The sequence below is a fragment of the Streptococcus suis YS56 genome, from assembly GCF_000440115.1.
Classification (GTDB): domain Bacteria; phylum Bacillota; class Bacilli; order Lactobacillales; family Streptococcaceae; genus Streptococcus; species Streptococcus suis_L.
Genome location: NZ_ALMY01000004.1, coordinates 1 through 12,818 on the forward strand (window position 1 = coordinate 1; position 12,818 = coordinate 12,818).

At 42.2% G+C, this 12,818-nt stretch carries 14 protein-coding genes; 9 read left to right on the forward strand and 5 right to left on the reverse strand.

Features of this window, described 5'->3' with window-relative positions:
• The first annotated feature begins 255 nt into the window (after nucleotides 1–255).
• From SST62_RS0100550 to ftsY, 3 genes are read left to right on the forward strand one after another with little or no spacing between them, the layout of a single operon-like run.
• Nucleotides 256–1,065, forward strand: coding sequence for a Cof-type HAD-IIB family hydrolase (locus SST62_RS0100550; RefSeq protein WP_029185878.1), 810 nt, complete (start codon nucleotides 256–258; stop codon nucleotides 1,063–1,065).
• On the forward strand, nucleotides 1,055–1,867 hold the full coding sequence (locus tag SST62_RS0100555; RefSeq protein ID WP_029185879.1) for a Cof-type HAD-IIB family hydrolase: 813 nt from the start codon (nucleotides 1,055–1,057) through the stop codon (nucleotides 1,865–1,867). The genes SST62_RS0100550 and SST62_RS0100555 overlap by 11 nt, the downstream gene beginning before the upstream one ends.
• 1 nt (nucleotide 1,868) lies before the next feature.
• The gene (ftsY, locus tag SST62_RS0100560; protein WP_029185880.1) at nucleotides 1,869–3,143 is read left to right on the forward strand and encodes a signal recognition particle-docking protein FtsY; all 1,275 of its coding nucleotides are present in this window, start codon (nucleotides 1,869–1,871) and stop codon (nucleotides 3,141–3,143) included.
• Nucleotides 3,144–3,227: 84 nt separating this feature from the next.
• Here ftsY and SST62_RS0100565 read toward each other — a convergent pair whose 3' ends face one another.
• The 5 genes from SST62_RS0100565 to SST62_RS1000000112740 form a co-directional block, all read right to left on the reverse strand.
• A complete protein-coding gene (locus SST62_RS0100565; protein ID WP_029185881.1) occupies nucleotides 3,228–3,902 on the reverse strand; it encodes a DNA alkylation repair protein in 675 nt (224 codons plus the stop codon).
• A 199-nt stretch (nucleotides 3,903–4,101) separates the two neighbouring features.
• A complete protein-coding gene (gene zwf / locus SST62_RS0100570; protein WP_029185882.1) occupies nucleotides 4,102–5,589 on the reverse strand; it encodes a glucose-6-phosphate dehydrogenase in 1,488 nt (495 codons plus the stop codon).
• A 78-nt stretch (nucleotides 5,590–5,667) separates the two neighbouring features.
• Nucleotides 5,668–6,483 (reverse strand): TIGR03943 family putative permease subunit, encoded by an 816-nt coding sequence (locus SST62_RS0100575; protein WP_029185883.1) that lies wholly within the window; start codon nucleotides 6,481–6,483, stop codon nucleotides 5,668–5,670.
• Entirely contained in the window at nucleotides 6,480–7,385 is a 906-nt protein-coding gene (locus tag SST62_RS0100580; protein WP_029185884.1) for a permease, read from the reverse strand. Before SST62_RS0100580 ends, SST62_RS0100575 begins: the two co-directional genes overlap by 4 nt.
• Nucleotide 7,386: 1 nt before the next feature.
• The gene (locus SST62_RS1000000112740; protein ID WP_002936026.1) at nucleotides 7,387–7,533 is read right to left on the reverse strand and encodes an SPJ_0845 family protein; all 147 of its coding nucleotides are present in this window, start codon (nucleotides 7,531–7,533) and stop codon (nucleotides 7,387–7,389) included.
• Nucleotides 7,534–7,655: 122 nt separating this feature from the next.
• On the opposite strand from SST62_RS1000000112740, the gene ligA reads away from it, so the two are divergent.
• The 6 genes from ligA (at nucleotide 7,656) to SST62_RS0100615 (ending at nucleotide 12,816) form a co-directional block, all read left to right on the forward strand.
• Nucleotides 7,656–9,614 (forward strand): NAD-dependent DNA ligase LigA, encoded by a 1,959-nt coding sequence (gene ligA, locus SST62_RS0100590; protein ID WP_029185885.1) that lies wholly within the window; start codon nucleotides 7,656–7,658, stop codon nucleotides 9,612–9,614.
• 10 nt (nucleotides 9,615–9,624) lie between these two features.
• Nucleotides 9,625–10,668, forward strand: coding sequence for a diacylglycerol kinase family lipid kinase (locus SST62_RS0100595; protein WP_029185886.1), 1,044 nt, complete (start codon nucleotides 9,625–9,627; stop codon nucleotides 10,666–10,668).
• Between the two features lie 136 nt (nucleotides 10,669–10,804).
• Nucleotides 10,805–11,005 carry a F0F1 ATP synthase subunit C gene (locus tag SST62_RS0100600; protein ID WP_002936021.1) on the forward strand — a complete coding sequence of 67 codons (201 nt, stop codon included), beginning with the start codon at nucleotides 10,805–10,807 and terminating at the stop codon, nucleotides 11,003–11,005.
• A gap of 36 nt (nucleotides 11,006–11,041) precedes the next feature.
• A complete protein-coding gene (atpB, locus tag SST62_RS0100605; RefSeq protein WP_024407435.1) occupies nucleotides 11,042–11,758 on the forward strand; it encodes a F0F1 ATP synthase subunit A in 717 nt (238 codons plus the stop codon).
• A 17-nt stretch (nucleotides 11,759–11,775) separates the two neighbouring features.
• Nucleotides 11,776–12,282: a F0F1 ATP synthase subunit B gene (gene atpF / locus SST62_RS0100610; protein ID WP_002939801.1), complete on the forward strand. Its 507-nt coding sequence runs from the start codon at nucleotides 11,776–11,778 to the stop codon at nucleotides 12,280–12,282.
• Nucleotides 12,283–12,816: a F0F1 ATP synthase subunit delta gene (locus SST62_RS0100615; RefSeq protein ID WP_024400742.1), complete on the forward strand. Its 534-nt coding sequence runs from the start codon at nucleotides 12,283–12,285 to the stop codon at nucleotides 12,814–12,816.
• Nucleotides 12,817–12,818: the final 2 nt, after the last annotated feature.

Consider the following 12,818-nt stretch of genomic DNA (forward strand, 5'->3'; position numbering starts at 1 on the left):
AAAAAGGATAGCCAAACTCCTTGTCCCACAAGGGGTTAGCTATCCTTTGCATTTTTTTATGTGATAAAGTCGGGCAGGAATCTGGCGTGTCCAAGATTGTGTCGGTCAAACTGAAAGATGTGGAAGACTATACAGATTAAGAACTTGAAAAACTTGGAATTTTCCAGGTTTTTTCTTGATGGAAATTCGACTAGACGAAAGGGAAATAGGGCGAAATATGGTATAATAAAAGGAAAAGGACGGAGGTTGTTTGTTATGTATAAGAAAATCATTGCAACGGATATGGATGGGACATTTTTACGAAATGACCATGGATTTGATGCCAGTCGTTTTCGAAGTCTGCTGGCTCAGTTTAAGGAAAAGGGCTATTTGTTTGTAGCGGCTAGCGGTCGTTCTCTGCCGAGTCTCAAACAGTTGTTCGAGGAATTTTTAGACGATATTGCTCTGGTTGCTGAAAATGGGGCTGTTGTTGTCTATCGAAACCAAACCATCTATATAGATGATCCTATTCAGCCATCGACCTATCTAGCCTTGGTGGACGAGCTGGTTAAGAGTGGTTATGTTCATCCGCAGCATGTTACCTTGTCTGGCTTGAAGGCTTCTTATATGTTGGATAAAGTTGAAGATGGGTTATATAGAGAATTATCTGGTTTTTATCATGACATTCAATTGGTGCCGAGTTTTGAAGAGGTTTCTGAAGAGATTATCAAGTTAAATCTTTACATCGATGAAGCTATTCGTGTAGAAGCGCAGGACTGGATCAATCATCATTTTAAACAATTGACCGCTGTGACTACCGGCTTTACATCGATTGATATCATCTTGTCAGGTGTGCATAAGGGAATTGGTCTTTCTCACCTCTGCCAGCACTTAGGGGTGACTGGAGAAAATCTGATTGCCTTTGGGGACAATCAAAATGACTTGGAAATGTTGAAACTGGCGGCCTATTCGGTTGCGACAGAAAATGCTATTGATGAAGTGAAAGCGCAAGCAGATCTGGTCATTGGGCATTGCAATGATGAGGCAGTCATGGCTTATATGGAGGAATTAGTAAATGGCAATTAAGTTGATTGCATTGGATTTGGATGGAACGCTTTTGACGTCGGACAAACGGATTTCAGAAGCTAATAAAAAGGCTTTGCAGGCTGCGCGTGAGCGTGGAGTTTATGTAGTTCTGACAACAGGACGGCCCTTGCAAGCTATCGGTAGTTTTCTAGAAGAATTAGATTTACTTGGTGAAAACCAGTATTCCATCACCTTTAATGGTGGTCTGGTCCAGGAAAATACAGGTCAGGTTTTGGATAAGGTTGGCTTCACTATTGAAGATGTCCGTGCCATCCGTCGTGTGACAAATGATTTGAACTTGCCTTTGGACGTTCTCTATGGTGGCGATGTCTATTCGCTACCTGCTGCCCATGAGTCTCTCTATCTAACAGCCAACCCACTTCTGAATAAAATCCCTGTGACAGATGAGGAACTGCCAGAAGATTTTGTTTACAATAAAGCTGTTTCAGCTGTGGCAGCAGACTTTTTAGATGGGCAAATTCCAAGAATTCCTGCGGAACTTCACGAGCGTTTCGAGATTTTCAAATCGCGTGATATCTTGCTTGAATGGAGTCCAAAAGGTGTCCATAAGGCAAATGGTTTGGCCAAGTTGATCGGACATCTGGGGATTGACCAGTCAGAAGTTATGGCTTGTGGCGATGAAGGAAATGATCTTTCGATGATTGAATGGGCTGGTTTGGGTATTGCCATGGCGAATGCGACTGATGAAATCAAGTCTGCGGCCAACCTTGTCCTGCCAAAAAACAATGATGAAGATGGCATTGCTTGGGCCATCGAGCACTATGTATTGAATGAGGACTAATATGGGATTATTTGATCGATTATTTGGACATGAAAAACAAGAGGAGCAAGTTGCTCTTGTTGAAGAAGTAAAAACGGAGCAGTCGGCTTCAAGCGAAGATACTGCACCTACTGAAGTTGAGTCAGCTACTCAAGAAACGGAAGTGTTCCAGTCTGAAGAAGCAAAGCCTGAATTGACTGCCGAGCAGGAAGCTCAGAAACAACGGACCTTAGACATGATGGCTCAATATTATGCAGCCAAGGAAGCTGCTGCGGCTCGAGTGAAGGAAGCGCAGGAACAAGGCTTTGACCCTGCTATTCAAACCAAGGTCAAGGAAGAGCCTGTTGAGGAAGTTGTTCCAGTAGAGCAAGAAAGTGAGCAGGACAAGTACCAGCGGACCTTGAAAAAGACCCGCACAGGCTTTGGGGCAAGGCTCAATGAATTCTTTGCCAATTTCCGTTCGGTTGATGAAGAATTTTTCGAAGAGTTGGAAGAAATCCTGATTTTGTCAGACGTAGGTGTGCAAGTTGCCTCTACTCTGACAGAGGAGCTCCGCTATGAAGCCAAGCTACAAAATGCCAAGAAGACAGATGAACTCCGTCGGGTTATCATCGAAAAATTGGTGGATATTTACGAAAAAGATGGCCAGTTCAGCGAGCAGATCAATTTCCAGGATGATTTGACAGTCATGCTCTTTGTGGGTGTTAACGGTGTTGGGAAGACGACCTCTATCGGTAAGTTGGCCTACAAGTACAAGCAGGCTGGTAAGAAGGTCATGTTGGTCGCGGCGGATACCTTCCGTGCGGGTGCGGTAGCCCAGCTGGTCGAGTGGGGTCGCCGAGTCGATGTGCCAGTGGTCACAGGTCCAGAAAAGTCAGACCCAGCCAGTGTGGTCTTTGATGGGGTAAAACGTGCCGTGGCAGAAGGCATGGATATTCTCATGATTGACACAGCAGGTCGCTTGCAAAATAAAGAAAACCTCATGGCAGAGCTGGAAAAAATCGGTCGCATCATCAAACGGACCCTGCCTGATGCACCGCATGAAACCCTCTTAGCACTGGATGCCTCCACAGGTCAAAACGCCCTTAGTCAAGCCAAGGAATTTGCAAAAATTACCCCATTGACAGGCCTAGTCTTGACCAAACTGGACGGTACTGCAAAAGGTGGTGTCGTCCTTGCTATCCGTCAGGAACTGGATATTCCAGTCAAGCTGATTGGTTTCGGTGAGAAAATCGATGACATCGGAGAATTCAAATCCGAAGAGTTCATGCGTGGGCTTTTGGAAGGATTGGTGTAGAAAAAAGTCGTTAGTTCAATGAACTAGCGACTTTTTCTATCTGTATGCAGTAGTGAGTAAATGGCGATGTCCACAATACCACGATTATTTCCTCTTCAACAATGCTTCTATCCAGTCTGGTGCGTAGGCAGAAGTACAGCCTTTTGGTACTTTCATGTCCACATAGACAGCGAGCTCCTGACCGATTGCAATACCTTGTTCCAGGTAGTCGGGATAGGCAACTGCAATCTCCACCAAACCTTGGTTCATGGTCCATTGGATAAGCGGGTCTGCGGTTTGTAAATGCTGGCGAATGTGGTCTAGAGATTCTTCGATTTCTTGATTGGAGGCAGTTTTTCCAGCAAAATATTTAGCACGTAGGAACCAGCCAATGCGTTGAAAAATGGCTGAATTTTTGTCCAGCAAGTAGGCTTCCCAATCCTTACTGTCTTTTCGTTTGCTAAGAATGATGGAAGCCAGCTTATCGAGGACATTGACCGAAACTTCTTCATTGAGGCAAGTTTCTAAAGCAGTAGAAGTCAGCTGGTCAGGTTTTGTTTTGGCAATTTGAATAGCTAAATATTGTGCCTCGAGGACCCCTGTTTGCCAGAGTGGAGCAAACAAGTCCAGTCGATTTTTATAGGCCTTGGCGATACCAGAAATAGCTCCCATCGGAACGCCGTAGTAGGGCTTAGTTTCGCCAATTTTTTCATAACGCTTGAGGGTGCCAGCATGGCTGGCTGCTTCAAGTTGGGTGAGAATAGTGTTTAATTCAGTCATAAATATCTCCGAAAAAAACTGGATTGCTCCAGTTTTCATATGTAGTCGTTTAGTTTGCTTTTAGTACAAGGCAACGAGGTGCAGGTTGCTAGAACAGCCTAGAGGCTGTTCTAGGTTGGAAATAAGACATGCGAAGCAAGTCACTTTCGTGGAGTACGGCAAAGCGAGTTAACGAAGTAATCAAAGATAAACTAAATGACTATTTCAACAAACCACGTTCACGATACCAGACGTCTGGAGTCCAAACCCACTTGCAACCGTAGCTTTCTAGCAAGTCAAAGGCTGCTTGTGGTCCCATGGTACCAGCTGGATAGGTGTGGAGTGGGACTTGGTTGCTTGCCCACAAATCAACAATGCGGTCAATCAAGCTCCAGCTAGCTTTCACTTCTTCCCAATGACTAAAGTTAGTAGAATCACCATTTAGGACATCGAAAAATAGTTTTTCGTAGGCTTCAGGTGAATTTCCAAGAGCAGTAGCATTGTGGCGGAAGTTGAGTTTGGCAGGAGTAAGAGCAAAGTGGGAACCAACTTCCTTACCGTTGATAGAGAGCATAAAGCCTTCGGTTGGTTGGATGAAGATGGTCAAGACATTGGCCTCAGAAGGCTGACCAAAAATATCTTCCGCATGCTTGAAGGTGATAGTCACGCGCGTGCCCTTTTCTGTCAGGCGTTTACCTGTACGGAAGAAGAAAGGTACATCACGGAATCGGTCAGTATCGACGAAGAAGACGCCTCCAGCAAAGGTTTCTGTCTGAGAAGCTTCGGCAATATTTGGTTCATCCAAGTAGCTAACGTAGTCTTTTCCGTCGATGGAACCTGCTGCATATTGACCACGGATGAAGTTGCGCTTGAGGTCTTCGTCAGAAGGCTGACGCAAGTGTTGGAAGACCTTGATTTTCTCAGCGCGGACATCTTCCTCCTTGAAGCTGGCTGGCTTATCCATTGCTAGAAGGGAAAGAACTTGAAGGGCATGGTTTTGCACCATGTCTTTTAAGGCGCCAGAATGATCGTAGTAGCCCCCACGATCCTCAACACCAATCGCTTCAGCAAATGTAATTTGGACGTTATCAATGTAATCGCGGTTCCAGATATGCTCAAAAATGATATTGGCAAAGCGAACCGCAAAGATATTTTGCACCATTTCCTTGCCAAGATAATGGTCGATACGGTAGATTTGGTCTTCGTTGAAGGCAGCTGCCAATTCATCATTGAGTTTGCTTGCGGTTGCAAGGCTAGTTCCGAATGGTTTTTCAATAATCAAGCGTTCAAAACCTTGGCCATCAACGATTTGTTCAGATTTAAGGTGTTTGGCAATAGTTCCGAAAAATTCAGGTGCCATAGAGAGGAAGAAGACCTTGTTGTGCTGGGTATCGTATTTTTCACACAAGTCGTCCTGCAATTTCCGAAGAGCTACATAATGTTCCGTGTCATTGACATCATGGCTTTGGTAGTAGAAATGACTTGCAAACTCATGGGCCTGACGTGGTGTGTCAGGCAAATCACCCAGTGATTCGATGACAGTCTGCTCAAAAAATTCCTTGGTCCAAGGTCTGCGGGCTGTTCCAATAACAGCAAAATTTTCTCGGATATGTCCTGCCTTATACAGACGGAAAAGGGATGGATAAAGTTTGCGTTTGGCAAGGTCGCCACTAGCACCAAAAATTGTAAACAATACATGTGATGACATAATTTCATTCCTATCTGTTGAGTATAGACACTATTATAGCACAAATTGTCAGAAAATTCACTTTTTGAATTGGAATTATTAGAAAACACGGTAGACATACGGGGAATCTGGCTGTTCAATCTGAACCATCGATTGTAATTCAAGTGTTGGGAGATTTTGTTTCAACGATGTGTGGTAGGCAATCTTGATTGTTCCTCTGGCTTTTACCCAAGTATTGTTAGGAAATTCTGTGGTAGCACCCGTAGAGAGTAAGCCATATACTCCAGAATCAGCGATGCAGTGAATAATACCAAAGCGGAAAAGGAAAAATTGCTGGCTATTGTCAGGGTCATTGTAGACAAATCCAATCATTTCAATCGTTTTTCCTGAAAATTCCGTAGGATAGTCGTAGATTGCTTCCATCACTTCCATATAGTTTTCATTAGTAACGACAATGGTTTCTTCAGCCAAGTATTTATCAGCAATTTCACGCATCTGGTTTTGATAGGCAGATTTCGTAAAATAAATAGAAGTATCAGGCTTGAGATACTGAACAGTCGTCCCTTCTTGGTTTTGTGTATTAGCATCGTTTTCTGCTGCTAGTGGGAAATGATAGCCCTTGGCAGCAACAGTTGTTGAATCTAGGCTTACCGTGGGAAAGAGCCAGGTTATAGCAAGAGGAATGAGCAATAGTCCAATGCTTGATAGTTTGGCAATTTTGCTTTTTAAATGGCTATGTACTCGAATTTCTTTTACCCAGACATACAATTGTACGATGGCAAGTATGAAAGATAAAACCATGGATAGATAGGCTAGATAGCTATAGTGCAGATTAATGTATTGGTCTAATTTTCCAGAGACATAAAGATACATGGTCATCTCAAAATAGCCTGCAAGAATTAAAAAACGAATCATACTACACCTCCAAGTATCAGACTATATCCCAAAATAACGAGAGTGATAGTAATGATAAAACCGGCTATAAATTTCCCTTTGAAATAATGTTTCATCATGAGCAAGTTTTTAACATCCACCATGGGTCCGATAACTAAGAAAGCCATTACTGAGGCAAATCCGAAGCTGGATAGTAGTGATGCACCAATAAAGGCATCGGCTTCAGAACATAGGGAAAGAAGAAAGGCCAGCAACATCATCAGTAAAATAGCTGTTAATGGACTGTGACCGATGGTAGTCAGGACAGCAGTTGGAATATAGACTTGTACGAGACTGGCAAAGAGACAACCAAAGACTAGGTAACGTCCCGTATCAAAAAATTCATCGATGGCATGAATAAGTGCGAAGCCAACTTTTTGCCAGCTGGTTTTATCTGAATAATCATGCTGGTGCTGGTCAAACTTGCTTCCTTTAAGAATGGGTCCTTTTACGAAAAAACCAAGAATGATTCCCAATACTAGGGATACAATGATGGCTCCTAGGGCTCTATAGAAGGCGAAAAGTAGGGAATTGCCAAAAGCAGTAAAGGTTGCAAAAAGGACGATGGGATTAATCACAGGAGCCGTTACTAAAAAGGGAACAGCAGTATAACTAGGTACTTTTTTCTCTAATAGCCGATTGACAATAGGGACAATACCACATTCGCAAGACGGAAAAATGAAGCCGATAAAGGTTCCAAATAGAATGGCAAGAAACTTGTTCTTGGGAAGGAGTTTATGGACTTTTTCAGGGGTGATAAACACATCAATAAAGCCAGAAATCAATGCTCCAATCAACACAAAGGGCAAGGCTTCAATCATGATAGACAGGAAAATAGCCCCCGCCTGTAGGACGGAGGTAGGTAATTGATCAAGACCGAACATATTATTTTTTATCCTGATTCAAGTTGTTTTTCTCGGAATTTTCTTTTGATTTTGGATCAGGATACTCAATTTCTTCCAGTTTTTCAAATGAAGCAAATTCTTCCAGCATCTTTTCTAAATCATCTTGTCGTTTATAGGTTACAGCCATAGGGCACCTCCAAAAATTTTATATACACATTATACATTTTTTACTAAAAATTATCTAAAGGAATCTGTTTTTATTGAAGCGCAAATATAGTTCGCACCTTCAAATCATGATATAATATTCTTATGAAAACAAGAATATCAGAATTAGTTAGCGTGCTCAATCAATACGCTAAAGAGTATTATCAATTGGACAAACCTAGCGCATCAGATGCAGAATATGATACGCTTTATCGTGAATTAGTAGAACTGGAAACAGCTCATCCAGAACTGATTTTACCAGATAGTCCTACCCATCGGGTCGGGGGAAAGGTGCTAGACGGATTTGAAAAATATAGTCATGTTTATCCTCTTTTTAGTTTGCAGGATGCTTTTTCTCGTGAAGAATTAGAAGCTTTTGACCAGCGAGTTCGCAAGGAATTTCCTCAAGCAACTTATATCTGTGAATTGAAGATTGACGGTCTATCTATTTCCCTGACCTATGAAGCGGGTAATTTAGTCGTGGGTGCTACACGTGGTGACGGTAGTGTCGGTGAAAATATCACAGAAAATCTCAAACGAGTGGCTGATATTCCTTTGACCCTACCCGAAGCTGTGGACATCACTGTCCGAGGTGAGTGTTATATGCCAAAGGCTTCCTTTGACCGTGTTAACAAACAGCGTCAGGAAGCTGGTGAAGCTGAATTTGCTAATCCGCGTAACGCAGCGGCAGGAACTCTTCGCCAATTAGACACAGGTGTCGTGGCCCAGCGTGGTCTTGCTACTTTCCTCTACCAAGAGGCCAGTCCTTCTGAGGCGACCAGCCAGTCACAAGTGCTGGAAAAGCTGGATAGTCTAGGCTTTGTGACCAACCACGACTACCAGTTGGCAGACACGATTGACGAGGTTTGGGCTTTTATTGAAAAAATGGCAGAGCGACGAGACGATTTGCCTTATGAAATCGATGGAATCGTCATTAAGGTCAATGACCTTGCCATCCAAGAAGAATTGGGCTTTACAGTTAAAGCACCTCGCTGGGCAGTAGCCTACAAGTTTCCAGCTGAGGAGAAAGAAGCGCAAATCCTATCGGTTGACTGGACTGTTGGCCGCACGGGTGTCGTTACACCAACTGCCAACCTCAGTCCAGTTCAGCTAGCAGGAACGACTGTCAGTCGAGCGACTTTGCACAACGTAGACTATATTGCTGAAAAAGATATTCGTATTGGCGATACGGTCATTGTTTATAAGGCGGGAGATATTATTCCAGCAGTTCTGAAAGTGGTGGATAAATATCGAAAAGAGCAAGAAATCATGCCTATTCCTAGTCATTGTCCGTCTTGTCAGAGCGACCTACAACACTATGAGGACGAAGTTGCCCTCCGCTGTATCAACCCTATTTGTCCTAGTCAGCTGATGAGTAAGTTGGAACATTTTGCAAGTCGGGATGCCATGAACATTGCGGGACTGGGTAGTTCAATCGTTGAAAAACTCTTTGGAGCAGGCTTGGTACACGATGTTGCTGATATTTATAAATTAACTGTTGATGACCTATTGACTTTGGAAGGTTTCAAAGAAAAATCAGCTGACAAGCTCTATCAAGCCATTCAAACTTCTAAGAGCAACTCAGCAGAACGCCTCCTATTTGGACTGGGTATTCGCCATGTCGGCAGTAAGGCAAGTAAGATTTTAGTAGAAAAATTTGGCGATTTAGAAACCTTAGCATTTGCTGAACAAGAAGCAATTGCTTCGCTAGAAGGTCTTGGTCAGGTTATTGCTAAGTCCTTGACAACTTTTTTTGCTAGTGAGGGTGCGCAGCAACTTTTAACTGAACTTAAGGAAGCTAAGGTAAACTTGACATATCTCGGACAAGTAGTAGATGAAAATGCTGCGCTATCGGGTATGACAGTTGTACTGACTGGTAAATTGGAGCGAATGAAACGAAACGAAGCCAAGGCCAAATTAGAAGCTTTAGGGGCAAATGTGGCAGGATCAGTTTCTAAAAAAACTAATCTTGTGGTTGCTGGAACAGATGCTGGTAGTAAATTGACCAAAGCACAGGAACTCGGTATCGAAATAAAAGATGAGGCTTGGTTGGAGAGCTTGTAAAGGTAAAACGATGGAAGAAAGAAAACGTGCTAGACTAATATATAATCCGACCTCAGGTCAAGAAATCATGAAGAAAAATGTAGCCGAAGTATTGGACATTTTGGAAGGCTACGGTTATGAAACTTCAGCTTTTCAAACAACTGCTGAGAAAGACTCTGCAAAAAATGAGGCTACACGTGCGGCACTTGCGGACTTTGACTTGATTATTGCGGCTGGTGGAGATGGAACGATCAATGAAGTCGTCAATGGAATTGCTCCGCTCGAAAAACGACCGAAAATGGCTATCATCCCAACTGGTACAACCAATGACTATGCGCGTGCCTTAAAAGTGCCCAGGGGAAATCCTGTAGAAGCAGCTAAGGTTATTGGTAAGCAGCAGACCATTTTAATGGATATTGGTTTAGCCAAAAATCAAAAAAATGGTTTTCATCAAGAACATTATTTTATCAACATTGCTGCGGCAGGTACACTTACGGAATTGACCTACAGTGTTCCAAGTCAACTTAAGACCATGTTTGGCTATTTGGCCTATGTGGTAAAAGGAGCAGAACTCTTGCCACAAGTACAATTTACACCTGTTCGTGTAGAGCATGACGAGGGCGTGTTTGAAGGCTCGGTTTCAATGATTTTTGTTGCCTTAACCAATTCAATTGGAGGTTTTGAACAGATCGTTCCAGATGCTAAGTTGGATGACGGCAATTTTACCTTATTAATGGTAAAAACGGGAAATTTATTTGAAATTCTGCATCTGATTCGTCAAGTCTTAGACGGTGGCAAACACATTGAGAGTGATCTAGTTGAATACATAAAAACCAAGAGCCTATCCATCGAAAATCTGAACCCAGATAACCGTCTACTGCTCAATCTAGATGGAGAGTTTGGTGGGGAAGCCCCTGTTCGTCTGTACAACCTATCAAACCATATAGAGTTTTTCGCAGATACAGATCTGGTTTCAGACCATGCAATCACTCTTGATACTGAGCAGATGAATCGAGAAGATATGGCCAAACGATTCATTGAAGAAACAGACCATATTGATGAAGCTATTAAATAGGAAGAAAAGATGAAACCGTCTTTTCTTTTTATTTTGTAAAAATGAATTAAACGCTTACAATGGCGGTATTTTCTTGACAAATAGATGTTTTAGGAGTATCCTTACATGGTATTAAATTTTAAAAGGAGAATTCGTTATGAGTTTAGGCGCATTGGCCCTTGGATTGGCCTGTCTTGGTGTAAGTATCGGTGAGGGACTGTTGGTGGCTTCATACCTTAGTTCGACTGCACGTCAACCAGAAATGCAAAGTAAATTGATGGCTGGTGTATTTTTGGGTGTTGCCTTTATCGAGGGAACTTTCTTCGTAACCTTGGCTATGACATTTGTCTTGAAATAGTAGAAAATAGAGAAATAGAAAAGGGGGGAACCTCCATTGGAAGAACATTTAAGTCCAACCCTTACCCTTGGTCCCGTAACCTTTGACCTGACCATGGTATTGGTTTCTGTCATTACCATTTCCATTATTTTCTTACTTGTTTTTTGGGCTAGTCGTCGGATGGAGCTCAAGCCTAAAGGAAAACAGAATGTTTTGGAGTACGTTTACGAATTGACCATCAATTTTACAAAAGGGAATCTTGGCGATGCGGAAGCAAAGCGGTATTCCTTGTTCTTCTTTACAGTCTTTACTTTTCTTTTGGTTGCCAATAATCTAGGTTTGATGACCAAATTGGAAACAGCAGAAGGACATAATTTGTGGACTTCTCCAACGGCCAATATGGCTTACGATTTCGGTTTGGCAACAATTGCAACAGTATTTTGTCATGTTGAGGGTATTCGTCGTCGCGGTTTCAAGGCATACCTCAAATCTTTTGTGACACCCTGGGCTATGGCTCCAATGAACATTTTGGAAGAAGTGACCAACCTTGTGTCGCTTGCTCTTCGTCTGTACGGTAACATTTATGCTGGTGAAGTGCTTGTCTCTCTTCTTCTACAATTATCTCAACAAAGTGCACTTGCATATCCAATTGCCTTTGCTCTGAACGTTGTTTGGACAGCATTTTCTGTATTCATTTCATGCTTGCAGGGATATGTATTTATCATGTTGGTATCTATGTACTTAAATAAAAAAATTAGTGGTGAGAGTGAATAGGAAAGGGAATGACAACTATGGCAACAACTATTACAATGCAATCTAGTACCATTCTTGGAAACTTTATCTTGGTAACAGTCTCATTTGCAGTACTTATTATTCTTATTCGTGTTTTTGCATGGGATAAAATTACAGGTATTTTTGAAGAACGTGCCAATAAGATTGCAAATGATATTGATGCTGCAGAAGAAAAACTAACAGCAGCAGCGAACCTTGTTCAACAACGTGAAGATGAGTTGGTACAGGGACGTATTGAAAGTCAAAAGATTATTCAAGACGCGGTTGAACGCGCAAAACTAGAGAAAAAACGTATTCTTGAGCAAGCAGATGTTGAAATTCAAGGATTGAAGCAAAAAGCTCAATTGGAAATTGAAGCTGAAAAACGTGAAGCACAAGAAAACTTGCGTGTTCAAGTTGCTGAATTGGCAGTTGATCTTGCAAGCAAAATTATTTTGGAAGATTTGGACCAACAAGCTCATAGTAACTTGATTGACCGTTATTTGGACAAACTAGGAGACAAGTAGATGAACGCTAGAGAAAATGCCATCGTGCAAAAATATGCTCTATCATTTGTTGAAAAAGTCAGTGATCATGCAGATATTTGGGATATGTATGACCAGATTTCTGACTTGATTTCCATCATTCATGATAGTAAGCTGAATCGACTCTTGCTGTCAGCGACAGTATCGAGAGAAGAAAAGGCTGACTTTGTAAGGACGGTACGTCAATCTAGTTTCTGGCAAATCAATGACTTGATTGAAGATGTTATTCGTGATGGTCATGCAGACTTGCTTCTTGAAACCCTTGAGCGTGTCCAATTACAAATCAGTAAATTTAAAAATGAATTTGAAGCCCGTGTGGTTTCGGTCTATCCGTTGACAGAAGCTCAAAAAGAGCGTCTCCGTCACTTGGTAGAACAACGATTTTCCTTGCGTGTACGCAATATCACGGAAGAACTTGATCAAAGTCTCCTCGGTGGTTTTATTGTAACGGTTAACCATAAGGTAATCGATGCAAGCGTTCGGACACAGTTGAAGGACGTTAGAAAAAAACTTTAGAA